Source organism: Methylomonas sp. MED-D, assembly GCF_050276835.1.
Classification (GTDB): domain Bacteria; phylum Pseudomonadota; class Gammaproteobacteria; order Methylococcales; family Methylomonadaceae; genus Methylomonas; species Methylomonas koyamae_A.
On record NZ_CP189965.1, the window covers coordinates 3,832,961 to 3,858,900 of the forward strand.

At 55.4% G+C, this 25,940-nt stretch carries 24 protein-coding genes; 12 read left to right on the forward strand and 12 right to left on the reverse strand.

The features are described from left to right. The first annotated feature begins 3 nt into the window (after window positions 1-3). Genes ACQE3E_RS17150 through ACQE3E_RS17160 form a run of 3 tightly spaced genes read left to right on the forward strand, consistent with a single transcriptional unit; the run spans window position 4 to window position 2,692 of the window. Window positions 4-951: a diguanylate cyclase domain-containing protein gene (locus ACQE3E_RS17150; RefSeq protein ID WP_313729632.1), complete on the forward strand. Its 948-nt coding sequence runs from the start codon at window positions 4-6 to the stop codon at window positions 949-951. 51 nt (window positions 952-1,002) lie between these two features. Continuing rightward, window positions 1,003-1,728, forward strand: a complete 726-nt coding sequence (locus tag ACQE3E_RS17155; RefSeq protein ID WP_064031560.1) for a sulfite exporter TauE/SafE family protein — start codon at window positions 1,003-1,005, stop codon at window positions 1,726-1,728. A gap of 10 nt (window positions 1,729-1,738) precedes the next feature. Then, complete coding sequence (locus ACQE3E_RS17160; protein WP_064031561.1) at window positions 1,739-2,692, forward strand: sigma-54 interaction domain-containing protein; 954 nt, start codon at window positions 1,739-1,741, stop codon at window positions 2,690-2,692. Window positions 2,693-2,793: 101 nt separating this feature from the next. Here ACQE3E_RS17160 and ACQE3E_RS17165 read toward each other — a convergent pair whose 3' ends face one another. The 12 genes from ACQE3E_RS17165 to ACQE3E_RS17220 form a co-directional block, all read right to left on the reverse strand. Continuing rightward, on the reverse strand, window positions 2,794-3,534 hold the full coding sequence (locus ACQE3E_RS17165; protein ID WP_064031562.1) for a PP2C family protein-serine/threonine phosphatase: 741 nt from the start codon (window positions 3,532-3,534) through the stop codon (window positions 2,794-2,796). A 4-nt stretch (window positions 3,535-3,538) separates the two neighbouring features. After that, window positions 3,539-4,282, reverse strand: coding sequence for a pyridoxine 5'-phosphate synthase (pdxJ, locus tag ACQE3E_RS17170; protein ID WP_313729631.1), 744 nt, complete (start codon window positions 4,280-4,282; stop codon window positions 3,539-3,541). 33 nt (window positions 4,283-4,315) lie between these two features. Further along, the gene (recO, locus tag ACQE3E_RS17175) at window positions 4,316-5,017 is read right to left on the reverse strand and encodes a DNA repair protein RecO (protein ID WP_064031564.1); all 702 of its coding nucleotides are present in this window, start codon (window positions 5,015-5,017) and stop codon (window positions 4,316-4,318) included. After that, the gene (gene era / locus ACQE3E_RS17180; RefSeq protein ID WP_313729630.1) at window positions 5,017-5,907 is read right to left on the reverse strand and encodes a GTPase Era; all 891 of its coding nucleotides are present in this window, start codon (window positions 5,905-5,907) and stop codon (window positions 5,017-5,019) included. The genes recO and era overlap by 1 nt, the downstream gene beginning before the upstream one ends. Further along, the gene (gene rnc, locus ACQE3E_RS17185; RefSeq protein ID WP_071155424.1) at window positions 5,904-6,587 is read right to left on the reverse strand and encodes a ribonuclease III; all 684 of its coding nucleotides are present in this window, start codon (window positions 6,585-6,587) and stop codon (window positions 5,904-5,906) included. Before rnc ends, era begins: the two co-directional genes overlap by 4 nt. Further along, window positions 6,584-6,961, reverse strand: a complete 378-nt coding sequence (locus tag ACQE3E_RS17190) for a DUF4845 domain-containing protein (RefSeq protein ID WP_071155422.1) — start codon at window positions 6,959-6,961, stop codon at window positions 6,584-6,586. Before ACQE3E_RS17190 ends, rnc begins: the two co-directional genes overlap by 4 nt. Window positions 6,962-7,006: 45 nt before the next feature. Then, complete coding sequence (gene lepB / locus ACQE3E_RS17195; RefSeq protein WP_064031568.1) at window positions 7,007-7,783, reverse strand: signal peptidase I; 777 nt, start codon at window positions 7,781-7,783, stop codon at window positions 7,007-7,009. Between the two features lie 15 nt (window positions 7,784-7,798). Further along, on the reverse strand, window positions 7,799-9,598 hold the full coding sequence (gene lepA, locus ACQE3E_RS17200; protein WP_313729629.1) for a translation elongation factor 4: 1,800 nt from the start codon (window positions 9,596-9,598) through the stop codon (window positions 7,799-7,801). Window positions 9,599-9,668: 70 nt separating this feature from the next. Then, a complete protein-coding gene (locus tag ACQE3E_RS17205) occupies window positions 9,669-10,397 on the reverse strand; it encodes a cell division protein ZipA C-terminal FtsZ-binding domain-containing protein (protein ID WP_071155420.1) in 729 nt (242 codons plus the stop codon). After that, window positions 10,397-13,891, reverse strand: a complete 3,495-nt coding sequence (smc, locus tag ACQE3E_RS17210) for a chromosome segregation protein SMC (RefSeq protein WP_313729628.1) — start codon at window positions 13,889-13,891, stop codon at window positions 10,397-10,399. Before smc ends, ACQE3E_RS17205 begins: the two co-directional genes overlap by 1 nt. Before the next feature lie 245 nt (window positions 13,892-14,136). Then, window positions 14,137-15,333, reverse strand: a complete 1,197-nt coding sequence (locus tag ACQE3E_RS17215) for a ComEA family DNA-binding protein (protein WP_313729627.1) — start codon at window positions 15,331-15,333, stop codon at window positions 14,137-14,139. Between the two features lie 298 nt (window positions 15,334-15,631). Continuing rightward, window positions 15,632-16,204 carry an HXXEE domain-containing protein gene (locus ACQE3E_RS17220; protein WP_064026228.1) on the reverse strand — a complete coding sequence of 191 codons (573 nt, stop codon included), beginning with the start codon at window positions 16,202-16,204 and terminating at the stop codon, window positions 15,632-15,634. Window positions 16,205-16,661: 457 nt separating this feature from the next. On the opposite strand from ACQE3E_RS17220, the gene ACQE3E_RS17225 reads away from it, so the two are divergent. The 9 genes from ACQE3E_RS17225 (at window position 16,662) to rimI (ending at window position 25,877) form a co-directional block, all read left to right on the forward strand. Beyond that, complete coding sequence (locus tag ACQE3E_RS17225; protein WP_064026224.1) at window positions 16,662-18,398, forward strand: acetolactate synthase 3 large subunit; 1,737 nt, start codon at window positions 16,662-16,664, stop codon at window positions 18,396-18,398. Continuing rightward, the gene (ilvN, locus tag ACQE3E_RS17230) at window positions 18,398-18,889 is read left to right on the forward strand and encodes an acetolactate synthase small subunit (RefSeq protein ID WP_064026222.1); all 492 of its coding nucleotides are present in this window, start codon (window positions 18,398-18,400) and stop codon (window positions 18,887-18,889) included. The genes ACQE3E_RS17225 and ilvN overlap by 1 nt, the downstream gene beginning before the upstream one ends. 99 nt (window positions 18,890-18,988) lie before the next feature. After that, a complete protein-coding gene (gene ilvC / locus ACQE3E_RS17235; protein WP_071155408.1) occupies window positions 18,989-20,005 on the forward strand; it encodes a ketol-acid reductoisomerase in 1,017 nt (338 codons plus the stop codon). Window positions 20,006-20,074: 69 nt separating this feature from the next. Further along, window positions 20,075-20,860 (forward strand): outer membrane protein OmpK, encoded by a 786-nt coding sequence (locus tag ACQE3E_RS17240; RefSeq protein WP_313729626.1) that lies wholly within the window; start codon window positions 20,075-20,077, stop codon window positions 20,858-20,860. Between the two features lie 193 nt (window positions 20,861-21,053). Beyond that, window positions 21,054-21,794: a CDP-diacylglycerol--serine O-phosphatidyltransferase gene (gene pssA, locus ACQE3E_RS17245; protein ID WP_064026216.1), complete on the forward strand. Its 741-nt coding sequence runs from the start codon at window positions 21,054-21,056 to the stop codon at window positions 21,792-21,794. Window positions 21,795-21,800: 6 nt separating this feature from the next. Then, window positions 21,801-22,655, forward strand: a complete 855-nt coding sequence (locus ACQE3E_RS17250) for a CHAD domain-containing protein (protein ID WP_313729625.1) — start codon at window positions 21,801-21,803, stop codon at window positions 22,653-22,655. Window positions 22,656-22,894: 239 nt separating this feature from the next. Continuing rightward, window positions 22,895-24,439 carry a 2-isopropylmalate synthase gene (locus tag ACQE3E_RS17255; RefSeq protein WP_168032437.1) on the forward strand — a complete coding sequence of 515 codons (1,545 nt, stop codon included), beginning with the start codon at window positions 22,895-22,897 and terminating at the stop codon, window positions 24,437-24,439. A 9-nt stretch (window positions 24,440-24,448) separates the two neighbouring features. Next, window positions 24,449-25,318, forward strand: coding sequence for a uracil-DNA glycosylase (locus ACQE3E_RS17260; protein WP_313729624.1), 870 nt, complete (start codon window positions 24,449-24,451; stop codon window positions 25,316-25,318). 4 nt (window positions 25,319-25,322) lie between these two features. Further along, entirely contained in the window at window positions 25,323-25,877 is a 555-nt protein-coding gene (gene rimI / locus ACQE3E_RS17265; protein WP_281021033.1) for a ribosomal protein S18-alanine N-acetyltransferase, read from the forward strand. Window positions 25,878-25,940 lie beyond the last annotated feature (63 nt).

The following is a 25,940-nucleotide window of genomic DNA, read 5'->3' on the forward strand; positions in this document are numbered from 1 at the left end:
TTCATGGAAAACATCAATCAACACAAGATTCTGGCAGTGGACGATAGCCCGGAAAATCTCGACTTGATAAAGAACATCCTCGAACCGCACTATCAAGTCAAAGTGGCCGTGCGCGGGGATTTGGCGTTACAAATCGCCAATACGCAGGATCTCGACTTGATCTTGCTGGACATCATGCTCGACGACATGGACGGCTATGAAATCTGCAAACGTCTCAAATCGCACGACAAAACCCGCAACATTCCGATTATTTTTTTAACCGCCAAACGATCCGAAGAAGACGAAGTCCACGGTTTTCGGATAGGCGGCAACGACTACATCACCAAACCGTTTTCGCCGTCGATCGTCCTGGCTCGGGTCAAAACTCAAATTCAGTTGAAAACCAAATCCGATTTGCTGGAAAAACTGGCATCCTTGGACGGACTGACGGAAATCCCCAATCGGCGCGCCTTCGATGCCGCGTTGGAACGCCAATGGAATCAAAGCAAACGTAACGGCATGCCATTGTCGTTATTGATCGCCGACATCGACCACTTCAAGCAATTCAACGACTACTACGGCCACCCGCTCGGAGACGACTGCCTTAAAAAAGTATCCGCGTCGTTGCGGACTACAACCCATCGTCCCGAGGATTTGGTGGCCAGACTAGGAGGCGAGGAATTTGCGATTCTCTTACCGAACACCGATGCCATCGGAGCGATGATCCGGGCCGATCAGTATCGTCAAGCGGTCGAAAACTTGAAGACCCCGCATATTCTCAACGAACCCTATCGACTGGTAACGATTTCGATCGGCGTCGCCACCCTGCAACCGCACGCGCGCGACGACGTTTCGACATTACTCGGCGCGGCCGACAATGCACTATACCAAGCCAAACACCAAGGCCGTAATCGAGTTTGCGGTCACAATAAACAGACGTTCGACACGCCGAGTGGCGACGTCAACACTTAGTCCCAAATAAAAACGACTATAATCGCGCGGTCGCCTGTCTCCGGTTTCATCATGCACCTCTATCTCGATTTCAACGCTTCGTATTTCGCCGCCTTTGTCATGGGATTGCTCAGCAGCCTGCATTGTATCGGCATGTGTGGCTCGATTATCGGATCGTTGACTTACAGCCTGAAGCCCGAATTACGCAACGACAAACTCAAATTATTTAGCATCGTCCTGAACTACAATCTCGGCCGAGTGTTCAGTTACACCGTGGCGGGCGCTCTGGCCGGCATGCTCGAGACCTTTCTAAGCCTGCCTTTAAGTCAAGGCGATGCTCACCGGGTATTGCAATTGCTGTCGGCGATCATCATGGCCGGCGCCGGTCTGTATATAGCAGGCTGGTTCCCGCGCTTCGCCTATATTGAGAAAATGGGCTCACGTTTCTGGAAACTGATAGAACCCTTCGGCCGCCGTCTGATACCGGTAAAAAACCGTACTCAGGCCTTCCTATTCGGGATGGTCTGGGGGTGGCTACCTTGCGGTTTGATATATACGGCGCTCGCTCTGGCCGCGACGACCGGAAATGTTATCCATAGTTCCTTGACTATGCTCACTTTCGGTCTAGGGACTTTACCTGCGGTGATGGGTGTCGGTATAATGACTACGCTCTTAACAAGGCTTTACAAATCCCGACAATTAAAACATCTCGCGGGCACCTTGTTTATCATCTTCGCTTTGTTGGCGGCCTTCCCCTGGCTTAATCCAATGCGGGTTGAACATATAACGACGTTTTGAGAGGTTAGCAGTGGATAATTTCGATCCTATTATCGGTCAATCTCCGGCTATCGAGGCGCTAATCCGTAGCGCGCGCATCGTTGCGGCAACCGACGTAACCGTTTTGATCAAAGGCGAGACCGGCACAGGCAAGGAAGTACTTGCCACCGCCATCCAAAAAGAAAGCCCTAGAGCCAACAAACCGTTCATCACACTAAACTGCGCGGCATTGCCGGAAGGTTTGGTGGAATCCGAGATCTTCGGACATAAAAAAGGTGCGTTTACCGGCGCGGTGGGCGACAAACAAGGCCTGTTTCAAGCGGCCGACGGCGGCACATTATTTCTTGACGAAATCAACTCGTTGCCCTTTTCGATTCAGTCCAAATTGTTGCGTTTCTTGGAATCCGGCGAATGCCTTCCGGTCGGAGGCACTAAACCCTATAAAGTCAACGTCCGTGTCATCGCCGCTTCCAACGCCGATCTGAGCAAACTGATAGATTTCGGCGAATTTCGGCAGGACTTGTATTTCCGCCTGAATGTGGTTCCTCTTGAAATTCCGGCTCTTCATCAACGTACCGACGACATTGAGCTGCTCGCCAATCACTTCTTTACCCATTTCTCGGCGGCCCACAGTCTGGAACCGCCAACTTTCAGCCGGCACGCGTTAAGGACCTTGAAATCCTACAAGTGGCCGGGCAATGTTCGCGAGCTGCGCAATCTGTGCGAGCGCCTCAGCATTTTGTTGTCAGGCAAGGTCATCGAACCTGAAAACCTGCCCCATGAATTTAATCGCGGCCCCGCCAATCCAAGTTCAGCATTTACCTTACCCGAACTTGGCCTGCAATTGGACGCATTGGAAGCGGACATGATCTTACAGGCACTGCGCCGAACCAAGGGCAACCGCAGTAAATCGGCGAGGTTGCTGGGCATCTCTCGCGATACATTACTTTATAGAATTCAAAAACACGGATTGGCAACACATTAAGCGTCTGCCTATATTATCCGACCAACCGACAAGGCCGAACCGCTCAGCGAGCGGCTCGGCCTTTTTCACGCCCTAAGGCAAAATGCCGCACGACGTTTGCCTTAAAGCTTGCGCACCCATTGAACAGTGACGTTATCGCTGTGGCCTTGCGCGCGCAACACCGCCATTTTCGCCATTTTCCTAAGCTCTGCTTTTCCGCTGTCCGGTTGCGATAAGGTCAGCATCTCTTGCTCCTTGACGAACTCCCAAAACCCGTCGCTGCACAATACGAACGTCTCCCCTTCCAACATCGGCGGGCAACGCACTACGTCAACCTGAGCCGGCATCAACACATTGATACTGCGGGTCAATTTATGCTGATCGGGATGCGCGCCCATTTCCCACTCGCTAATTCTGCCCTCGTCATACAATTGCTGCGGCACCGAATGATCCTTGGTGCGCCAAAGCACCCGCTCGGGATTGATCCGGTAAATTCGCGAATCCCCGCAATGCGCGGTGATGGCCTGACGCGGGTCCAGATACAAAATGGCACAGGTGGTATGGGCGTTGCTACCGTCGGGATCGCCGGCGAACAATTCGCGCATTTTACCTATCGTGTCGGCGATCCAAGCCTGCACGGCCGATTCGCCGCGCAGATGAATCTGCGGCTGGTATTTGTCGGCCAACGCCACCAGTAAACGGCAAAAAAACTGCGACGCCTTTTCACCGGCATGGTGCCCCCCTAAGCCGTCGGCCACCACGAAAACCGCATAGTCGGCGCACACCCGGTGCGCCATGCAATCCTGATTGACGTCGCGATTGCCTATCGCGGTCAATTGATAAAACTCCAGCTCTGTCAGCATCGGGCTAAACTTGGGCGCGCGCCTCACGCATAACCCGCTTCATGTCGCCGACCGCTTGCGCCAATCCGCCAAACAATGCTTGGGCGATCAACGCATGACCGATATTCAACTCGACTATGGTTGGAATTCGACAAATCGCCTCAACGTTGTTCAAGGTCAACCCGTGGCCGGCATTGACTTGCAAGCCCTCGCGATAGGCGTACTCCGCCGCGACCGTTATGCGCTCCAATTCCGCCAGCCGACTATCTCGACTGTCGGCATCGGCGTAACGACCGGTATGCAATTCGACAACCGGCACGCCCGCCTGCACAGCCGCATCGATCTGCGCCAGCTCGGGATCGATGAATAGCGAGACTTCCACGCCGACGTCGGCCAAGCGCCTACACGCCCCTCGCATCCGCACCAAGGCTCCCGCGACATCCAAACCGCCTTCGGTCGTCAATTCCTCACGGCGTTCCGGTACCAAACAACACGCTTGCGGCCGCACCCGGCAAGCGAGATCCAACATCGCATCCGTGACCGCCATCTCCAGATTCAACTTGGTCTGCAACACCTGCTTCAGCAAGTCGATATCTCTATCCTGAATATGGCGTCTATCCTCGCGCAAATGAGCGGTAATTCCGTCGGCTCCGGCCTGCTCGGCCATCAAGGCCGCATGCACGGGATCGGGATAGCGGGTACCGCGGGCTTGACGCACCGTGGCGACGTGATCGATATTGACACCCAGTAGTATCGGTTGCTTAGTCATTCGCTGCAATTACCCATCCTATCGTGAATTTATTCATAGATGTTTCAACATCGTCGCCAGCACTTCGCGACTCTTCAACGGCCGCCCTCGCAGATGACCGTCCAGAAGCTGGCGCAATATCACCTTGGCTTCGGCGGCAATGCCGTCCTGAAGCCGATCTCGCTTGGCCAAGGCCAGCAAGGTTGTCCCGCTCGCTCGGCCACCGGCATCAAGTACCCAGCCCTGATCGGCGCGATAGTCGTAGCGCTCGCGCGGCGAAATCGGCGCACGATCCGCCGCGACCGCCAACTCAACCTCGTACCCCGCCTCCCTGAGCAAATCCAATTCGAAATAACGCAAGGTTTGCTCGATACCGACACCCAAGGTCAAATCTCGCAATGCTGCCCGGTAAACCGCAAACAATGCCGGGTGCGGGTCGTGGCGATGTAAAAACAATTGGACCAGTTCGTTCACATAAAAGCCGCAATACAACGCCAAGCGCTCGAGGGGATACTGGCGGACAAACTCGCTACCCACCAGAGTCTTCAATTCACCGCGATCGGAAAACGACAATTTCAACGCTGTGAACGGTAGCAAAAGCCCGGCTGATTTGGATTTTTGCTTGCGTACGCCTTTCGCCAACATCGACACGATGCCATAGTCCCGGGTGAAAACCTCGAGCAGTAGACTGGTTTCCCGATACGGCCGGTGTTGCAGGATATAAGCCGGCTGCAAATAAACCGTCGAGTCGGACATCACTCCGCGCTGTCGAGAAATCCCAAACTTTGCAAGGCGCGTTCGTTGTCCGACCAGCCTTTTTTGACTTTGACCCAAAGCTGCAAAAACACTTTTTGGTCTATCAGTTTTTCGATGTCCACTCTCGCTTCGGTACCGATTTTTTTCAGGTTTTCGCCCTGTTTACCGATAACGATGCTTTTTTGACTGCTACGCTCAACCCAAATATTGGCGTAAATCTTCGTCAGACTGGGATGTTCTTCGTATAACTCGATTTCAACGGTCAATGCATACGGCAATTCGTCACCCAATCGGCGCGTCAATTTCTCGCGGATGATCTCGGCGGCAAAAAAGCGTTCCGAGCGGTCTGTAATTTGATCTTCCGGAAAGATCGGCTCGGCCTCCGGCAACAAAGCCATAATTTGGCGCTCCAGTTCTTCGAGATTGGTGCTTTTCAACGCCGACACCGGCACAATGTGCTTGAACGGAAACTTTTTGGCCGCCTCGTCAAAGAAGGCCAGCGCGGCCTGCTTGTCCTTCACCTTGTCGATCTTATTCACGACCAAAATCACCGGTAAACCGGCCTGCTCCAGCTTTCTGAAGATTTGTTCGTCGTACTCGTGCCAATACAAACCGTCCAACAGCCATAACACCAAATCGACACCCAGTAAGGAGCTGTCGGCGGTTTTATTCAAATAGCGGTTCAGCACTTTTTTCTCATCACGGTGCATACCGGGCGTATCGACGAAAATAGCCTGCCCGACACCGGTGGTCTTGATGCCGAGGATACGATGACGCGTGGTTTGAGGTTTACGGGAAGTGATGCTGAGCTTTTGTCCCAGCAAGTGATTCATTAACGTGGATTTGCCGACATTCGGCCTACCGATTAACGCGACATGTCCGCAGTTCATTGATCCGTATTCAAAAGTAAATTCAACATTTTCTCGGCCGCGGCCTGTTCGGCTTTCTTACGGGAAATACCGCTAGCCTGGGAAACCTGATCGGTGACGGCTACTTTACACCTGACCTCGAAGGTTTGCGCGTGGTCGACACCCGACATCGCGACCAATTCGTAAATCGGCAAGGGTTTGCGTTTAGCTTGCATCAACTCCTGCAAACGGGTTTTAGGATCCTTGACCCAATCGTCGGCTTTCAGCTCGGCCAATTTGTCGGCGAACAAGCCCAATATCCAGGTCCGGCAAGCCTCGACGCCCTGATCCTCGACCAAAGCGCCCATAATCGCTTCCAGCGCATCGGACAGTATCGAATCGCGGCGAAAACCGCCGCTTTTCAGTTCGCCGGACCCCAGTATCAAGTACTCGCCCAGATTATGCTCACGCGCCAATTCGGCCAGTGAATTCTGATTGACCAGGCTGGCACGCAAGCGGCTCAATACGCCTTCGCCGGCCTCGGGAAACGATTCGTACAACTTTTGCGCGATGACAAAACCGAGCACCGAGTCGCCCAAGTATTCCAGACGCTCGTTATTCTTGGCACCGACACTGCGATGCGTCAGGGCCACGGCCAGCAATCCGGGATTTTGGAAGGTCAATCCCAATTTTTTCGCGAGTATTTCCGGCTTTTTTATCACTTGTTCCCGGCTTCGAATCCTTCGTGAAACTCCACCAGCACGCTTAAGTTCCCAAAGATGGGTTCCACTCGCTCGTAATCGATCTCGACGCTGACGTAACCGGGTTGGGCAACAATCTTGACATCTTCCGGCTTAACGTATTCCACGTAGTTCAAGTCGAAACGTTTTTCCAAACTGGACTTGATCTCGGCTTTGGACTTGCTGGCGATATCGGTGGTCGCTTCCACAGCCTTCAAGGCGTTCATCACCCGACTATGATTGATATAAATTGGCGCGATTTTCAACACCAATAGCGTAAAGAATGCGATCAGCCCGAGAATAAAAACGATGGAAATAAACGTCAGCCCGCGCTGATGCTTGATCGATGTCGGCATAGGATGTCCCCAAACGAGTTAAATAGGAATCGACCGTCGGTCGGCTTAGCGTAGCCTAGTGCCGAGTCGATCGAAAGCAATGCCCTTATTTTCCCAATCCCAATTCATCCAGATAAAAAACGCCTTGCCGACCAAGTTAGCTTCAGGCACAAACCCCCAATAGCGGCTGTCGTTACTGTTGTCGCGATTGTCGCCCATTACAAAATAGTGACCTTCGGGCACGACGAATACGTCTTGTACCGTCGACACGCCGCGGCTGATCAAAATCGAGTGTTCGACGCCCATTAAATCTTCTTCCAGACGCTCGGCTCCACTCATGCCGACACCTTGACCGACGCCCTGATAACGCCCCAGCGAGACTTGTTTGATCGGCTGGCCGTTCACATAAATCACTTTTTCGAAATAACCGATGCGGTCGCCCGGCAAGCCGATCACGCGCTTGATGTAATCGACCGACGGTTGTTTCGGGAAGCGGAACACCACAATATCCCCGCGTTTTGGCTCGTTCATTTCGATGATTTTTTTATTAATCACCGGTAAGCGCACGCCGTAGGTAAATTTGTTGACCAAAATGAAATCGCCGACCAACAGCGTCGGCATCATCGAGCCGGACGGAATCCGGAACGGCTCGAACAAAAACGAACGTAGCAGCAACACGATCAACACGACCGGGAAAAACGAGCGGGCGTATTCCACCAACACCGGTTCTTTCTCGACCGGATAGGGCTGTTGAGTCTGGCGCAGATACAACCAATATCCGCCCCAAATCACACCGGTAACGAAGGTTGCCGCCACCAGAAAAAAGGAAAAATCGTAATCCATGCTAATAAACCGTCACTATTCTTTGTTGACCTGCAACACCGCCAGAAAGGCTTCCTGCGGAATTTCGATACTACCCACTTGCTTCATCCGCTTTTTGCCGGCCTTTTGTTTTTCCAACAGCTTTTTCTTACGGGTGATGTCGCCGCCGTAGCATTTGGCGGTCACGTTCTTCCGCATCGCCTTGACCGTGGAGCGGGCGATGATTTTGGAACCGATCGCGGCTTGGATCGCCACTTCGTACATCTGGCGCGGAATCAGGTCTTTCATTTTCTCGACCAGATCGCGGCCACGATTCTGAGCCTGATCGCGATGCACGATAATCGACAAGGCATCGACCTTGTCGGCGTTAATCAACACATCCAGTTTCACCAGAGGCGCCGGCTCGAAACGGACAAACTCGTAATCGAACGAAGCGTAGCCGCGACTGACCGACTTCAGACGATCGAAGAAATCCAGTACCACTTCGCTCATCGGCAGTTCGTAGTTCAAACTCACCTGACCGCCGACGTATTGCATATTTTTTTGTACGCCGCGCTTTTCGATACACAGATTGATCACGCTGCCCAGATAGGCTTGCGGCACCAGAATGTTCGCCAAGATGATCGGTTCTCGCACTTCGGTAATGGTGCCTGGATCCGGCAACTTCGCAGGATTATCCACCATCAACACTTCGCCGTTATGCGTCTCGACTTCGTAAACCACCGTCGGCGCGGTCGTGATCAAATCGATATCGTACTCGCGCTCCAAGCGCTCCTGAACGATTTCCATATGCAGCATGCCCAGGAAACCGCAGCGAAAACCGAAACCCAAGGCTTGCGAGGTCTCCGGCTCGAAATTCAACGCCGAATCGTTAAGACGCAACTTGTCCAGCGCCTCCCGCATCGCGCCGAAATCGTCGGAACTGACCGGATACAAACCTGCGAATACCCTAGGCTGAACTTTTTCGAAACCGGGCAAGGCTTCCGCGGCCGGATTGTCGGCGCCGGTAATCGTGTCGCCGACCGGCGCTCCGAAGATATCCTTAATCCCGGCAACAACGAAACCGACCTCGCCAGTCCCCAAATCCTGCTTTTCCAGTTGTTTGGGGGTAAACACACCCAGTTTTTCCGCCAGATAGGACTTGCCGGTCGACATCACCGTGATCTTTTGCTTGCGGCGCAGGCTGCCGTTGACGATGCGCACCAGCGACACCACCCCCAAATAGTTGTCGAACCAGGAGTCGATGATCAAGGCCTGTAACGGCCCTGCTTCGTTGCCGCTGGGCGGGGGAATCTTGTGAATCAACTGCTCCAGCACCGACTCGACATTCAAACCGGTTTTGGCGCTGATCCGGCAAGCCTCGTCGGCTGGAATACCGATTACATCCTCGATCTCGGTCATCACCCGCTCGGGTTCCGCCGACGGCAAATCGATTTTGTTCAACACCGGCACGACTTCCAGGCCTTGTTCGATCGCGGTATAGCAATTGGCGACGCTTTGCGCTTCGACACCCTGCGCGGCATCCACCACCAACAGCGCGCCTTCGCAGGCCGCCAGCGAGCGGGAAACCTCGTAGGAAAAATCCACGTGGCCGGGCGTATCGATGAAATTCAGTTGATAGGTTTCGCCGTCGCCGGCTTGATAATCCAATGTGACGCTTTGCGCCTTGATCGTGATGCCGCGTTCGCGTTCCAGATCCATCGAATCGAGCACCTGCGACTCCATCTCCCGGTCGCTCAACCCGCCGCAAATCTGGATGAAGCGATCCGCCAACGTCGATTTACCGTGATCGATATGGGCGATGATGGAGAAATTTCGAATATGTTTCTGGTCCACTGAGTCAGGTGATTTCGTTTGAGTTATTTCGGTTAAAGAGCAGACCGCCGTCGCGGCGAGGGCGGAGCGTTCAGGAAGCCTTAATCATCAGTTGTCGGAAATGATCGACGGTTTCGGCGGTCAGCGGTTGGCGCTGATTATCCCAAACCACGCCGTCCAATTCTTCGGCCAAGGTGTCCATGGTTTCCATGAAGTCGTCGAAAACCGCCAACGGTGCCTCGACCTCGCGCGGCTGCATGAAGAACACAATACCGGGACAATAAAAGTTTTCCAGATCGTCGTCGGGGAAGGTACCGGGATCGACCATGCTGGCCACCGCGAAATCCACCATCCGGTTCTTATCGACGCGCTCGAAAACCTTAACGCTGCCGTATTTCAAACCGACGCGTTCGAAAGCCTCGAACAAGTCCTCTCCCTTGAAACCCTCGTCGGCGCGGGCAACGATGCTGAATTCGATCAGCGCCGGCAACTCGGAACGCTTTACGCTAGGTTGCGGTTTTACGCTCGCGCTCGGCTCCGGCCGCGACGGCGTGCTCTGCTTGGGCGTCGGCTGAATCGCCCTATCGTCGAGCAAGGCATCGCCATCCACCAGATCTTCGCCGACCCGGAACAAATCCATTTCGTCTTCATCGGCTTCGACCTCGAATTCGTCGTCTCTTTCGTCGTAGCGATCGTCGTCGTAATAATCGTCGGCCGCGCGTTTGTCGCGCAAACCCTTGACGAAATGCCACAACACCATGCCGATCATCACCAGCACGCCGATCAAAATAATCACGACTCTGAGTAGTTCTTTATCCATTAGCTTTCCGCCATGCTTACCGCTTCATCGATATCTACAGCCACTAAACGGGACACGCCCGGTTCCTTCATGGTAACACCTGCCAGATGTTTTGCAATTTCCATAGTGACTTTGTTGTGTGAAATGTACAAGAATTGGACGGTAGACGACATGTCCTCGACCATCTTGGAAAAGCGCACCACGTTGGCGTCGTCTAGCGGTGCATCGACTTCGTCCAGCAAGCAAAACGGCGCCGGATTCAGGTCGAAAATCGAAAACACCAGCGCGACGGCGGTCAGCGCCTTCTCGCCGCCGGACAACAAATGTATCGAGCTGTTGCGCTTGCCGGGCGGCCGGGCAATGATGTTGACGCCGGCCTCCAGTACGTCGTCCTCGGTCAATTCCAGATAAGCCTGGCCGCCGCCGAACAGGCGCGGAAACTTTTCCTTCAGTCCGTCGTTGATTTTGTCGAAGGTTTCCTTGAAACGCTGCCGACTTTCGCGATCTATCTTGCTGATGGCCTGGTCCAGCGTGTTCAACGCGTCGACCAAGTCGTCGTGCTGCTCGTTCAAAAACTTCATCCGTTCGGATTGGGTTTTATATTCCTCGATCGCGGTCAGATTAATCGAACCCAAGCGCTCGATTTGCTCGGCCAGATCGTCCACCTGGCGTTTCCACTGACTCTCGCTGGCTCCGTCCGACAAAGCTCTCAAAATAACTTCTGGGTCGGCATCGACTTCGGCCAATTGTTCGGCGACGGTCTGTTGCCTGACCTTGCTGTCCTGCTGCTCGAAGCGCACCTTGTCCAAGGCTTCTTTCTGCTTTTCGAGCTCGCGTTGGTTGCGGGAATATTGCTCGGCCAGCTCGCTGACAGTTTGTTCGCTGGCTTGTTGAGCCCGGCGTTCCGATTGCAACAGATCTTCGATCTGGCGTTTACGCTCCAGCAATTCCTCGAGCTGCATTTTCTCGTCGTCCATCGGCTCCAGTGCGAACTGCAATTTGCTTTCCAGTTCGGCGATGCGATCGGCCGCTTGCCGATGCTGAGACTGTAAACGCTCGATTTGTTTGACGGTCAGCACTTCGGACGACTTCATCGACTCGATCTGCGCATGCAAGCGCTGTAAATGATGCCGGGCCTCGCCGACCGAGGCATCGGTATTTTGTTGTTGAGCCTGAATTTGCCGGTTCAACTCTTCCAGTTGCGCTTTCTTCTCGCCCAAATCGCCCAGTGCCTGCTCGGCATCTTGTTTAATCAGCTCCGCTTCGGAAATACTTTCGACAATTTCGCCTAGATGCCCGCTCAGCTCTTCGATTTCGTGATCGAGCTGGGCGGCGCGGCGTTGCTGCTGTTCCAGACGAGCCGATTGGGCGCTGAATTCGGCGCTCTTGGCCGAATGTTCCGCACCCAGCAGTTTATCTTTTTGTTGATATTGTTCGCGATGGCTCTCGGCGGCCTTCAATGCTTGCTCGCAGTGTTCCAATTGCTGCTCATCCTCGGCAATCGCCATCTGCAATTCGCCCTGGCGCAGCTTCAGTTCTCGCAACTCTTTTTCGCGATGCAGCACCCCGGCCTTGCTGTCGCTACCGCGACTGATTTTGATCCAGTCCCGGCCCAGCCAAGTGCCGTCCGCCAACACTACCGACTCGTGCGGCTGCAAGGCCATTTGGCGGGCTTGCGTCATCGAATCGGCACAGTAGATGCCGCTCAACAAACTATCGAGGCACCAACGGCTGTTTACCTTGCCGGCCAACGCGTTTAAAGCGGCGACCGACGGCACGGTGTGAGTTTCGAACACGATCAGCGACTGCTTGCTCAATTCCTGCAACTCTCCAAGAATCGTTTCGGTGCTGTCGACGCAAATCGCTTCCAGATAACTGCCCAACACCGTTTCGACCGCAGTTTCCCAGCCCTCATCGGCCTCAAGAAACTCGGCCAGCCGCGGTTGTTGCTCCAATCCGACCTGTTCCAGCCATGCCGACAAGTCTTTTTTGTCCTTGCCCATGGCGTGTTGCTGCAGCAATTCCAACGAGCTGATCTTGCCGTTGACTTTCTGCAGCTCGGCGCGATTGGTGTGCAAGCTATCGTGTAATTGCTTAATCTCCGGGCGCAGTTCGGCGATGCGCTGCAACACCGCTTCCAGTTGCCGCTGTAACTGTTCGCGTTCGGTTTCGATCAGTTCGATACTGCTATCCAGCGTATCCAAAGCCAGTTGCAACTGGGTATCGGCCAACTCACCGCGCTCGCCGCGCAACTTATCCAAACGGGCCTGCAACTGACGATTCTGATTTTCCAACTGCACCAATTTGGTCCGCTGGACTTCGGCCTGCTCGCGGTAACCGGCGTTCTCGGCCAAGAATTCTTCCCAACGCAACTGCCATTGCTGTTTTTGCAGATGCGCGTCCTGTTGGATGCCGAGCAAGTCTTCCTCACGTTCCTTGGCGACGATCATCGTCTCCTCAGCTTCCAGCAAAGTCTGGCGGATTTCTTCCAGTTGTTGCCTATCCTGCTCGCATTCGATGTTCGCCTGTTCCGCTTGTTGTTTTAAGCGCTGGATTTCGATCAAGGTTTCTTCGTGGCTTTTTTGATTGTGCTTGATCGCCTGTTCCAGCCGGCTGACTTCGGCCACGACGGCGGTATATTCGGCCTGAGTGCTATCCAGATGTTGTTGCTGGGCTTTTTGCTCGCCGCGCTTCAGCTCCATCGCCTTTTCGGTATCGCGCAGCGACACGAACAAGCGGTTATGCTCCTCGGCGATCGTCTGTAGCTTGGCTTCGAGTTGCTGAGCGTTGCGCTGAAAGCTTTGCCAACGCATCGCTAGCAATTCCTGCTTGAAGCGGCGCTCCTGCTTTTTGAGTTCGGTGTATTTTTCGGCCTTTTCCGCCTGCTTGGCCAAGTTCTTAATTTGCTTGTCGACCTCGTCGCGTAGGTCGTTCAACCGCTCCAGATTCTCGCGGGTATGGCGCATCCGGGTTTCGGTTTCCGAACGCCTTTCCTTATATTTGGAAACGCCGGCGGCTTCCTCGATATGCAGCTTCAGATCTTCCGGCTTGGCTTCCACCATCCGCGAGATCGTGCCCTGCTCGATGATGGCATAGCTGCGAGAACCCAGGCCGGTGCCCAAAAACAAGTCGGTGATGTCCTTGCGCCGGCATTTACTGCCGTTCAGCATGAATTGCGACTGGCCGTCGCGACTCACCTGGCGCTTGATCGAAATCGTCGCGTATTGCGCATACTCGCCGCCGGCCTTGCCTTCGGCGTTGTCGAACACCAATTCCACCGACGCCACGCTCACCGGCTTGCGCCCGGACGAACCGTTGAAAATCACATCGGCCATATTGCCGCCGCGCAGATGCTTGGCCGAACTCTCGCCCATCACCCAACGCACCGCGTCGATGATGTTGGACTTGCCGCAGCCGTTAGGCCCGACGATCGCGGTCAGGTTGCCCTGAATCGGAATCGTGGTCGGATCGACAAAGGACTTAAAGCCCGCGAGTTTGATTTTTTCCAGCTTCATGACTGGGATTTAGAGGTCCGGCGACAATGACAAAGCCGGATATTATCGTCGAAATGGCGGCGAGATGGGAATCCGATTTCAGTCGCCAAACTTCTGCAAAGTGTGTGCGGGCAATGTCGCTAGATAAACCTGCCCAAGGCATGCCGGCAATGTCGCCGGCATGCCCGAGCGCGCTTGGCAATCAAATCGGCGATCAAAACCGCTGAAAGTGCTTTCGAAGCCGCGCGCCGCTCAATCTGGAACATTTACAACGCAAACAGCTCGCGCAACAATTTCAGTAATTTCGGGCCGACGCCCTTGACATTGGAGAGGTCGTCGAACGAGGCGAACGGTTGCGCAGCGACAATATTTTCGACGGTCTTTTTCGGCACGCCCTTTAGCGCGCCCAATTCGTCCAGGGTTGCTTGGTTGATCGACGCTCTCGACGCCTGCTCCGCGCCGGCAAGCGCTACCGGCTCGACTGGCGTGACTGTCGATTTTTTGGTGTCGCCGAACTGAACATTGATGACATTGTCCGACTCTTTGCGAACCGCGACCGGTTTCGGCGCCACTGTGTAAGGGACCGCGAAATTGATGCAATCCCGAGTTTCGTAAGCCACTCCGTTCCATTCCCGCAACATGAGACTCAAATGCCAGCGACCGACCGGCGGCTCGCAAAATTCGGTTTCCAGACTCAGCTCGCGCAAACCTTGCCGACCGGCCAATTCGCCGACCCGGACGCCGGCCACCGCGTAACCGTCGAAATGCCCGCCTTGATAGGCTTGATCGAGCGCCCATAACTCCAACGCCAAGGTACCGCTGATATTGTCCGCGCCGCGCCGGTTGGCAATTTCACCTACATTCAACCGAATCCGCCCATTTTGAACGTCATAACCGCAATTGCCCAGTAACAACAGTTCGGCGGCCGCCGGTTTGAGCGCCTGGGCTTGCACGAAGTAGTCGTTCTCGACAAAGCGTCCCGATTGGTTATCGCTGGCTTCGGCATGCTTGTACTCGATGAAACTCACTTCGATGACATTGTTCGAAGCTTGCCGGACGGCGGTTTTAACCGGACGGTACGGTGCCGCGAAATTGACGAAATCGCGCGTCTCGTAAGCCATGCCATTCCACTCGCGCAACATCAGCGTCAGTTGCCAGTATCCTTCGCCGGGCTCTTGGAACGCCAGATCCCACGAAGCAGGCCCAATCGCATGTTGACCATGCAATTCGCCGATAACGACGCCAGCCAACGGAATGCCGCTGAAACCGCCGCCCTGATACGCTTGATTCAGCGCCCAGAGTTCCACCGAAAGCGTGCCGCTTAGATTCCCGAACGACCGGTGGTTGGCAATTTCACCAATATTCAGCGTAATACGGTCGCCTAGAATGGAATAACCATTAATACCGCTTAACCGCAACTCTGGAATATCGGTATCAAAAACAGGGTTTTGTAATGCATACATAGATTATGACTCAGTGATTAAGGAAGGAAAATTATATATCAAGCCTAGAATATACCGCCATTATTTCCAACCTTTTACTGCTTATAAAACAGCCGCTTAAGCACCAACTAGGTGCAATTAAGCTGAATTTAACGCTCTATTTTGGTGAATACCGCAAAACTCAAACCCCGCCAATTCGAATATACTGGATCCGGAACGAGCGCACAGGCTTTTAAGAGAACACAAAACTCGCAAAGCGTCGATACGAACGTAGGTCAGCCGACCTCGGCGCATCGGTCGCCTGGCCAAATCGCGTGCTTCATGCGCGACCCTCAAATGCGCCCCGGCTACGGACGTAAACGATAATCCCGGCATGGATGGCAACGGCAACCGCGATGCCGGTCGCGTGCGCCACAAATCCCGCGACCCCGGCCATATGAAACTGCCAAATACTGTAAGCACCTACCGGCAAGAACAGCGCCGCGCCGGTCGCAAGTCCGGGATTGTACATTTTGAAAGCCAAGGCGTGACCGATGTGGACCAGACCGTTGACGACGGCCAGATAGACTGCGATCAAACCCAGACCCGGCTCGTGGAGCACCGCCAAATAGGTGGCAATGACGATGACGCCCCAAACGCCGGGGACATTGATGATAAACACGGCCAACGACGACAGCACGGGCTTGCCGCCGCCGACGGTCCGGTTGAAAAAAGTTCGGAAGCGGTCTTGATCGTGTTCCTCGTACTGATGCAGCATATACATCGGCAGATGCAGAAACGTCAGCGCGAGCGGCATCGACCACCCCGCGGTCAACAACGGGAATAACATCAATAATAGTAACCCGGCCAACGCGCCGCCATAAACCCAATGCGTTATCAAGCGCTCGAACATGAAATGTTTCCGACAGTCGATTAGAAGTCGTTAACTCTAGTCCAATTCGAAAGTTTCAGCGCCGACAAACGGCCGATTTCCGTGTTGGAATCGCCAAGTAAACAACGCAGCCCCCCCCCGACTGGTCGTATCCTTGGAAGACCGCAACAAAATAAATAGCGAATAGCGTGACAAATGTGGAAAGTAATCAGCGAATAGGAACCCATCCCGCCCGAACCGGACAAACTGGATCGAAAGTTCGCGCAACGCCCTTCGCTGAAACGGCTTCGAGACCTCTTGCTCCCAGTTTAATTCGCCATGCATCGCTTCATGACGATCGACCCTAAATTGCAGTGTCGGCAAAATCCAAGCGAAACCCTGGGTTTTCCTTGACGAAAACGACCAAAGACAGTAGCTTATCCAACCTTTTTTGTAAATCCGTATCCGTGCGATCCGTATTGTTTTCGAGGGCTTAAAATTGGAACTCAGTGGCGGGCAAATTCTTGTCCAATGTCTTAAAGATGAAGGTGTCGAATTCGTATTTGGCTATCCGGGTGGCTCTGTATTGCACATCTACGATGCCATATTCCATCAAGACGACGTGAAGCACATCCTGGTCCGGCACGAACAAGCCGCGGCCCACTCGGCGGACGCCTACGCCCGCGCCACCGGCAAGCCCGGCGTGGTGCTGGTGACTTCCGGCCCCGGCGCCACCAACGCCGTCACCGGCATCGCCACGGCGTATATGGATTCGATTCCGATGGTGATTATTTCCGGACAAGTGCCGTCGCCGGTGATCGGCAGCGACGCGTTCCAGGAAGTCGATACGGTCGGCATCACCCGCCCCTGCGTCAAGCACAACTTTTTGGTCAAGGACGTCAACGATCTCGCCGAGACCATGAAAAAAGCCTTTTACGTGGCAACGACTGGTCGCCCCGGCCCGGTATTGGTCGACGTGCCGAAGGACATCACCGACCCAAACATCAAGGTACCTTATAAGTACCCGAAAAAAATCGTGATGCGCTCCTACAACCCGGTGGTGACCGGCCACAAGGGCCAGATTAAGCGGGCCGTCGATATGCTGCTGGCCGCGCAACGCCCGATCATTTATTCGGGCGGCGGCGTAATCCTGGGCGAGGGCCATCAAGAATTGACCGAGCTGACTCAATTGCTGGGCTTTCCGATCACCAACACCTTGATGGGTCTGGGCGCTTATCCGGCCACCGACAAGCAATTCGTCGGCATGCTGGGCATGCACGGGACTTACGAAGCCAACATGGCGATGCACGAAAGCGACGTGATCCTGGCGGTCGGCGCGCGCTTCGACGACCGGGTTACCGGCAAGTTGACCGAGTTCTGCCCGTACGCCAAGATCATTCATATCGATGTCGATCCAGCCTCGATTTCCAAGACCGTGAAAGTGGACGTGCCGATTGTCGGCGAAGTCAAACCGGTGCTGAAGCAAATGCTCGAGTTGATCCGCGACAGCAAGGACAAACCGTCAAAGGCCTCCCTGGAAAACTGGTGGAAGCTGATCGACAGTTGGCGCGGGGTACGCTGCCTGGAATACGACCGGGAAAGCCGGATCATCAAGCCGCAATACGTGGTCGAGCAATTGTACGAAGTCACCAACGGCGAGGCCTTCGTGACCTCGGACGTCGGCCAACATCAAATGTACGCGGCGCAGTATTACCATTTCGATAAGCCGCGGCGCTGGATCAACTCCGGCGGCCTGGGTACGATGGGCTTCGGCTTGCCGGCCGCGATCGGCGTAAAGCTGGCGTTTCCGGAAGCAGACGTGGCCTGCATCACCGGCGAAGCCAGCATTCAGATGTGCATACAGGAGCTTTCGACCGCGTTGCAATACAACACGCCGGTCAAGATCGTTAATCTGAATAACCGTTACATGGGCATGGTCCGGCAATGGCAGGAATTTTCCTATCAAAGCCGCTACTCGCACTCCTACATGGACACGATTCCGGACTTCGTCAAACTCGCCGAAGCCTACGGCCATGTCGGCATGCGCATCGAGAAACCGGAAGAAGTGCGCGACGCACTGAAACAAGCCTTTGAAATGAAGGACAGAACCGTGTTCCTGGATTTCATTACCGATAGAACCGAGAACGTATATCCGATGATAGAAGCAGGCAAGGCCCACCACGACATGAAATTGCGCGTCGCGCCCGGCACTCCGGTCGACAGGGAGTTATCGTGATGCGGCACATTATTTCCATCCTGATCGAGAACGAAGCCGGCGCGCTATCGCGCGTCGCCGGACTGTTCTCGGCGCGCGGCTACAATATCGAATCGTTGACCGTGGCGCCGACCGAAGATCCCAGCCTGTCGCGGATGACCTTGGTCACCAGCGGCAGCGACGAAATCATCGAGCAGATCACCAAGCAACTGAATAAATTGATCGATGTCGTCAAATTGATCGACCTGGCCGAATCGGCGCATATAGAGCGCGAGCTGATGCTGGTCAAAATCAAAACCAGCCACGACACCCGCGAGGAAGTCAAACGCATGGTGGATATTTTTCGCGGCAAGATCATCGACGTCACCCACAACAGTTACATCGTGGAAATGACCGGCCAATCCAATAAATTGGACGCCTTCATCCACGGCTTCGAGGAAGGCTGCATCATCGAAGTGGTGCGCTCCGGCCCGACCGGCATTTCCCGCGGCGAAAAAGGCTTACACCTATGAGCGTCGCCGGAGTACCGCGCTAGATTGGTACTCCGCGTGACGGCGACTCCCAGAAAGTCGATAAAATTTTTAATTCACACCAGAGTAACGAGAGAACCTATGCAAGTTTATTACGACAAAGACGCCGATCTTTCGATCATCCGCAGTAAGAAAGTCGCCATCATCGGCTATGGCTCGCAAGGCCATGCCCATGCCAACAATCTGAAAGACTCCGGTGTCGACGTCGTCGTCGGCTTGCGCGCTAGCTCCGCGTCCGTCGGCAAGGCCCAGGCCAGCGGCCTGACCGTCAAGGACGTACCGGAAGCCATCGCCGGCGCCGACGTGGTGATGATTCTGACCCCGGACGAATTTCAATCCAAGCTGTACAAGGAAGAAATCGAACCGAACATCAAACAAGGCGCGGCCCTGGCTTTCGCCCACGGCTTTGCGATTTTATACAACCAAGTCGTGCCGCGCGCAGACCTGGACGTGATCATGATCGCCCCGAAAGCACCCGGCCACACCGTACGTTCCGAGTTCGTCAAAGGCGGCGGCATCCCGGATTTGATCGCGATTCACCAAAATGCGTCCGGCATGGCCAAGGAATTGTGTCTGTCCTATGCCTCGGCGATCGGCGGCGGCCGTTCCGGCATCATCGAAACCACTTTCCGCGACGAAACCGAAACCGACTTGTTCGGCGAACAAGCGGTATTGTGCGGCGGCGCGGTCGAACTGGTCAAAGCCGGTTTCGAAACCCTGACCGAAGCCGGCTATCCGCCGGAAATGGCCTACTTCGAGTGCTTGCACGAACTGAAACTGATCGTGGACTTGATGTACGAAGGCGGCATCGCCAACATGAATTACTCGATCTCCAACAATGCCGAGTACGGCGAATACGTGACCGGTCCGAAAGTCATCAACGAAGAAAGCCGTTGGGCGATGAAACAAGCCCTGGAAGACATCCAGCAAGGCAAATACGCCAAGCAATTTATCCTGGAAGGCCAAACCGGCTACCCGGAAATGACCGCGCGCCGTCGCTTGAACGCCGAACATCCGATCGAACAAGTCGGCGCCAAATTGCGCGCGATGATGCCGTGGATTAAGGCCAACCAAATCGTCGATAAAAGCAAGAACTAAGCTGATCGACTAGACTTAAAAGCCCATCTTCTCGATGGGCTTTTTTTTTGTCCGCTAGATCGAATGAGCATGCCCGAGTCGCTGCGTTCGCATACGCTGAAAACCGTCATCGCCGCCGCGGCACTGGGCGCGCCGACCGCCAGCGTGGCCGAACGGCTGGACTGGAGCACCAGCGAAATTCAATATTTGCACGGCCCGACCTACTCCGAACCGTTTAACGCCAACGATATCGCTCGCTCCATCGTCACCGTGACCCATACTCACGGCTGGCGTTACGGCCGCAACTTTTTCTTCATGGACACGCTGTTCACCGAAAGCGGTCAACCGGCGCAAGTCAACCTATACGGCGAAGCGTACAGCACCCTTAGCTTCGGCAAAATCAGCGGCCTGGATCTGTCGTTCGGCATCATCAAGGATGTCGGCGCCACGGCGGGCATCAACCTGGGCGAAAACGTCAATAGCCCGCATAGCGGCTATCGGGCCTGGCTGTATGGCATTAGCGTCGATTTCGATTTGCCGGGTTTCGAGTACTTCAATGTCGATTTTTTACGGCAACGCGTCACCGAACCCGCCGACATCGGCACTTCTTGGCAAATCACGCCGGTGTGGAAACTGCCTTTCGAAATCGCCGGCACAAAATGGAGCTTCGAAGGCTTCGCCGATTTCATCGGCCGCAACCAAACCGCCGCCCGCCAAGCCCTAGCCCAACCACAACTGCGCCTGGACCTCGGCGATCTATGGGGCGCGGGTAACCATTTGTTTATCGGCATCGAATATCAATACTGGCACAACAAATACGGCATCAAAGGCCTGCATGAAAGCCTGCCGCAGGCGCTGGTGGTTTGGAAGTTTTGAGGAGCCCGTGACATCAACGATTTGCACGACAGACCACGCCGGTTTGGAATCCTCCGTTTAACCGGCCAAACCGCTGATGCGTCGATGCAGGCCGAGATCGTTTAACTGAACGGCCCGCAATCGGCATTTCCTCAAGCAACCGTCATATTCACCATGTACAATGCCGCCAAATCGAATTTCCCGTCCGACCGAGATGATAAAAAAACCAGCAATTGCGCGTCACAGAGGCATTTATCTGCTGCCCAACTTGTTCACCACCGGTGCGATGTTCGCCGGGTTTTACGCGATCACGTCGGCGATCAACGGTCGCTTCGAAACCGCCGCGATTTCGCTGTTCATCGCGATGGTGCTGGACGGCCTAGACGGCCGAGTGGCCCGGCTGACCAACACCCAAAGCGAATTCGGCGTGCAATACGACAGCTTGTCCGATATGGTTTCGTTCGGCGCCGCGCCGGCCATCGTCATGTATTTGTGGACCTTGTCCAGCATGGGCCAGGCCGGCCTGTTCGCCGCCTTCGTACACATGGCCGGCGGCGCGTTGCGCTTGGCGCGTTTCAACACCCAGGTCGAAGTCGCCGATAAACGTTATTTTCAGGGCTTGCCCAGCCCGGCGGCGGCGGCGATTCTGGCCGGCGGCCTGTTGTTTTGCATCGAAAACGGCTACGACGTCGAGAATTTCAAATATCTGGTGCTGTTTACCACGATCAGCACCGGGCTACTGATGGTCAGCAACTTCCGCTATTCCAGCTTCAAGGAACTCGATTTCAAGAACAAAGTGCCGTTCATCGTCGCGATTATCGCGATGCTGGTGATCGGTTTCGTGATGGCGCAACCGCAACGCATGCTGTTTTTGTTGTCGGTCGGCTACGCGCTGTCCGGCCCTATCGTCACGCTGGTGGTGCGCAAACGCCGGCTGCAAAGCCGCAAGGGCTAAACAGTCATGGCCGGGGCCGGCAAGTTCTTACAACACGCCCTGGACCGCCACTGGCAACTGTATCGCAAACGCCTGCAAACCTGCCGACAAAGGGCCGACGAAGACAACATCCACAAATTACGCACCGGCATCCGCCGGCTGGTGTCGGTGATAGACCTGATCCGCGCCTTGGCGCCCTGCCCCGCGTTACGCAAAGCCCGCAAAGTGCTGAAGGCGCAACTCGACCGCTTCGACGATTTGCGCGATACCCAAGTCATGTTGCTGACCATCGACGCGGCTATCGTCGAACTGCCGGAATTGCGCGATTTCCATGAGCACTTGCGTCGCCGGGAGAACCGATTGCTTGGGCGCCTGGAACCCGAGATTGCCGCTTTTAGCACCGGCAATCTGCGGCGCAAACTGAAAAAGTCCGGCCGGCGAGCAAACCGGCGCGCCGCCGACATCGATCTCGCCCAAGCCATCCCGGCCGTCGTCGATCGGGTTTATGCCGATGCGCTGGAGCGCCATGCCGCAATAAATGACAGCCATCCGGCCACGATCCATCAACTGCGGATCGCGCTGAAAAAGCTGCGTTACATGCTGGAAGCCGCGCCCGATCAAATTCCTGGACTGAAGCCGGACTTACTGGAACGCTTGCAACGCTATCTAACCGCGATGGGCGATATTCAGAACGCGGAAGTGCTGGCATCGGCCTTGGCTGAGTTCTATCGAGGCGCGCCGCCCGCACCGGTCGCCGACTATTTTCAGCGGCAACATCGGCAGCTGATGGCCGAATTTATTGCGGACCGTTACGAGATCTTTCGATTCTGGCGAGCCGCGCCCGACCAAGCTCAACCCTGGCAACACGACCTCGCCGTTTAGGCGCAACGCCGCACTTGAGCCGCGTGGCGACTATGCAGTATAGTGCGGCCCCATGAACATCAAGACGACTTTTCCGCAGCCTACCGAATTCGCCCGACCAGTATCCGGCCATCTTGCGCTCGCCCCGTCTCCAAGACTGCTGCCCTGAGGGGCTAGCAATCATTCCACGACGACTTCAATAAACACCACTTTTTCCGCTTTCTCGGCGAGATGCCGAACGTTTCATGAACGGAGCCCTCATGAAAGATTCATTGATTATTTTCGATACCACCTTGCGCGACGGCGAACAAAGCCCCGGCGCGTCGATGACCCGCGATGAAAAAGTCCGCATCGCCCGCGCCCTGGAGCGCATGAAAGTCGATGTCATCGAAGCCGGATTCCCGGCCGCCAGTCAAGGCGATTTCGAGGCGGTGCAGGCCGTCGCCGATGCGATTAAAGACAGCACGGTCTGCGGTTTGGCCAGAGCCTTGGACAAAGACATCGACCGGGCCGGCGAGGCTTTGAAAGGCGCGAACAGTTCCCGCATCCATACCTTCATTGCCACTTCGCCGATCCACATGGCGAAAAAGCTGAACATGCAGCCGAACCAAGTGATCGAGTACGCGGTCAAGGCCGTCAAACGCGCGCGGCAGTACACCGACAATGTCGAGTTCTCGCCGGAAGACGCCGGCCGCTCGGAAGAGGATTTTTTGTGCCGGATTCTGGAAGCGGTGATAGATGCCGGCGCGACGACCTTGAACATCCCGGACACGGTCGGTTACAGCATGCCGCAGCAATTCGGCGCGATGATCGCCAATTTGCGGCAACGGATTCCGAACGCCGACAAGGCCGTCTTCTCGGTACATTGCCATAACGACTTGGGACTTGCGGTCGCTAATTCCTTGTCGGCGGTGATGAACGGCGCCCGTCAGGTCGAATGCACGATCAACGGCCTGGGCGAGCGCGCCGGCAACGCCTCGCTGGAGGAAGTGGTGATGGCAATCCGCACCCGCCAGGATTTTTTCCAATGCGACACCCGCTTGGACACCCGCGAGATTGTCACCTGCTCGAAGCTGGTGTCGTCCATCACCGGCTTTCCGGTACAGCCCAACAAGGCTATCGTCGGCGCCAACGCCTTTGCCCACGAATCCGGCATTCACCAGGACGGCGTTTTGAAAAACCGCGAGACTTACGAAATCATGCGGGCCGAGGATGTAGGCTGGACCACCAACCGGATGGTGCTCGGCAAGCATTCCGGCCGCAACGCGTTCAAAACCCGAATGGCGGAACTCGGCGTGCAGTTCGATAGCGAAGCCGATTTGAACGATGCCTTCTTCCGCTTTAAGCAGTTGGCCGATAAAAAGCACGAAATCTTCGACGAGGATTTACAGGCGCTGATTTCCGAGCAAAGTTTCGAGGCCGAAGACGAACACATCAAACTGGTGGCGCTCAAGGTCTGTTCCGAGACCGGCGAAGTGCCGAACGCCACCGTAACCATCCTGGTGGACGGCAAGGAAGTCACCGGCAACGCGACCGGCGGCGGGGCGGTCGATGCCAGCCTGAAGGCCATCGAAAGCCTGGTGCAAACCGGCGCGACCTTGGCTTTGTACTCGGTCAACAATATCACCACCGGCACCGATTCTCAGGGCGAAGTGACAGTCAGACTGGAAAACGCCGGCCGCATTGTCAACGGCTCCGGCGCCGATACCGACATCGTCATCGCCTCTGCCAAGGCTTACATCAACGCGGTCAACAAACTGCAAAGCCCGGATCAGCGCCAGCATCCGCAAAAGGGTGACGTGTAACAGCTCGCGATGGAAAAGTCGGTCCGCTTGCAATACCTGGAGGCGATGGGTATCGATGCCTGGGAACTTCGGCATCCATCTATCGTCACCGAGCAAGCGGTTGCCGCCCCTGTAGGGTGGGCATCGCAAAGCGAAGCTCACCACTTCGACGCTGCCGATAACGAAGCCGCGCCAACAGCGGAATATCCGGCCGTAGACGAAACTACCACCGATCACCGGCACGCTGAACCGGCACTGCAAACCGCCGCATCCGACTCGTCTTGTATATCCGAAAGCGATGCCTTCGCACCATTGCCGCATCACCCCAAGTCTCACACCGACGTCCATGCCTGGAAAGACCTGCAGCACGAAGTCGCTATCTGCCGCGCCTGCGCTCTCTGCGAGACCCGCACCCAGACCGTATTCGGCGTCGGCAACAAGCATGCGACTTGGCTGCTGATCGGCGAAGCGCCGGGCCGCGACGAGGATCTGCAAGGCGAACCCTTCGTCGGGCGGGCCGGCCAATTGCTGAACGAAATGATCCGGGCTATAGGCATGCGCCGCGAGCAGGTCTACATCGCCAACATGCTGAAATGCCGACCGCCGAATAATCGCGATCCGCGGGCCGAAGAGGTCGATGCCTGCCACGATTTTTTAAAACGCCAGATTGAACTGATTCAACCCAAGCTCATCGTGGCCGTCGGCCGCATCGCCGCGCAAAATCTGCTAAAAACCCAGCAACCGCTGGCGCGGCTGCGCGGCATCCGCCACGAATTGGCCGGAATACCGTTGACGGTGGTACACCACCCCGCTTATTTGCTACGCTCGTTGCCCGAAAAAGCCAAAGCCTGGGAAGACCTGCAATTCGCGCTTTCCGTTTATCAATCGCTGGAAACCTAACCCCATGTGGAAATTGCTACACAAGCTGAAAGATGCCGTGATTTACGACGCCGACCGCGAGTTTTACGCCAAGGTATTTCCCGATTCGGTCGCGCCGCGCGACTTGCTGAGGCTGCGCAAGATGGACCACGCCGATTTACCGCGCGTGCTGACCATCGAAAATGAAAATTACGAGTTTCCGTGGTCGGAAGGCATTTTCAAGGATTGTTTTCGCGCCATCAATTACACCAACTGGGTCTGCGAAGCGCCGGACGACAGCATCGTCGGCTATTGCATCATCTCGGTGATGGCAGGCGAGGCCCATATCATGAATATCAGCGTCAGTCCCCGCTTTCAGCGCCAGGGCGCCGGCCGCAAGATGCTGGAGCATTTGATCGAATACGCCCGACCGCGCGCCGAAAAAATCTTTCTGGAAGTCCGCCCCAGCAACCCCGGCGCGATCGACCTGTACCGCAAAACCGGTTTTCGGGAAATCGGCGTCCGCAAGAATTACTATCCCGCCAAGCAGGGCCGCGAAGACGCCATCATGTTCGAACTCGATCTGGTGCCGCGACTCTAACACGGCCGCTTGACCGGGCCGGAAACGATGAGGTAAAACCCCGCACCAGGGTATCCACGAGAC

Excerpts from the sequence above, each read along its gene's own strand:
- ACQE3E_RS17150 (WP_313729632.1), top strand. The coding sequence starts at position 4 with ATGGAAAACATCAATCAACACAAGATTCTGGCAGTGGACGATAGCCCG.
- ACQE3E_RS17155 (WP_064031560.1), top strand. The coding sequence starts at position 1,003 with ATGCACCTCTATCTCGATTTCAACGCTTCGTATTTCGCCGCCTTTGTC.
- ACQE3E_RS17165 (WP_064031562.1), bottom strand. The coding sequence starts at position 3,534 with ATGCTGACAGAGCTGGAGTTTTATCAATTGACCGCGATAGGCAATCGC.
- pdxJ (WP_313729631.1), bottom strand. The coding sequence starts at position 4,282 with ATGACTAAGCAACCGATACTACTGGGTGTCAATATCGATCACGTCGCC.
- recO (WP_064031564.1), bottom strand. The coding sequence starts at position 5,017 with ATGTCCGACTCGACGGTTTATTTGCAGCCGGCTTATATCCTGCAACAC.
- era (WP_313729630.1), bottom strand. The coding sequence starts at position 5,907 with ATGAACTGCGGACATGTCGCGTTAATCGGTAGGCCGAATGTCGGCAAA.
- ACQE3E_RS17190 (WP_071155422.1), bottom strand. The coding sequence starts at position 6,961 with ATGCCGACATCGATCAAGCATCAGCGCGGGCTGACGTTTATTTCCATC.
- lepB (WP_064031568.1), bottom strand. The coding sequence starts at position 7,783 with ATGGATTACGATTTTTCCTTTTTTCTGGTGGCGGCAACCTTCGTTACC.
- ACQE3E_RS17205 (WP_071155420.1), bottom strand. The coding sequence starts at position 10,397 with ATGGATAAAGAACTACTCAGAGTCGTGATTATTTTGATCGGCGTGCTG.
- smc (WP_313729628.1), bottom strand. The coding sequence starts at position 13,891 with ATGAAGCTGGAAAAAATCAAACTCGCGGGCTTTAAGTCCTTTGTCGAT.
- ACQE3E_RS17215 (WP_313729627.1), bottom strand. The coding sequence starts at position 15,333 with ATGTATGCATTACAAAACCCTGTTTTTGATACCGATATTCCAGAGTTG.
- ACQE3E_RS17220 (WP_064026228.1), bottom strand. The coding sequence starts at position 16,204 with ATGTTCGAGCGCTTGATAACGCATTGGGTTTATGGCGGCGCGTTGGCC.
- ilvN (WP_064026222.1), top strand. The coding sequence starts at position 18,398 with ATGCGGCACATTATTTCCATCCTGATCGAGAACGAAGCCGGCGCGCTA.
- ilvC (WP_071155408.1), top strand. The coding sequence starts at position 18,989 with ATGCAAGTTTATTACGACAAAGACGCCGATCTTTCGATCATCCGCAGT.
- ACQE3E_RS17240 (WP_313729626.1), top strand. The coding sequence starts at position 20,075 with ATGCCCGAGTCGCTGCGTTCGCATACGCTGAAAACCGTCATCGCCGCC.
- pssA (WP_064026216.1), top strand. The coding sequence starts at position 21,054 with ATGATAAAAAAACCAGCAATTGCGCGTCACAGAGGCATTTATCTGCTG.
- ACQE3E_RS17250 (WP_313729625.1), top strand. The coding sequence starts at position 21,801 with ATGGCCGGGGCCGGCAAGTTCTTACAACACGCCCTGGACCGCCACTGG.
- ACQE3E_RS17255 (WP_168032437.1), top strand. The coding sequence starts at position 22,895 with ATGAAAGATTCATTGATTATTTTCGATACCACCTTGCGCGACGGCGAA.
- ACQE3E_RS17260 (WP_313729624.1), top strand. The coding sequence starts at position 24,449 with ATGGAAAAGTCGGTCCGCTTGCAATACCTGGAGGCGATGGGTATCGAT.
- rimI (WP_281021033.1), top strand. The coding sequence starts at position 25,323 with ATGTGGAAATTGCTACACAAGCTGAAAGATGCCGTGATTTACGACGCC.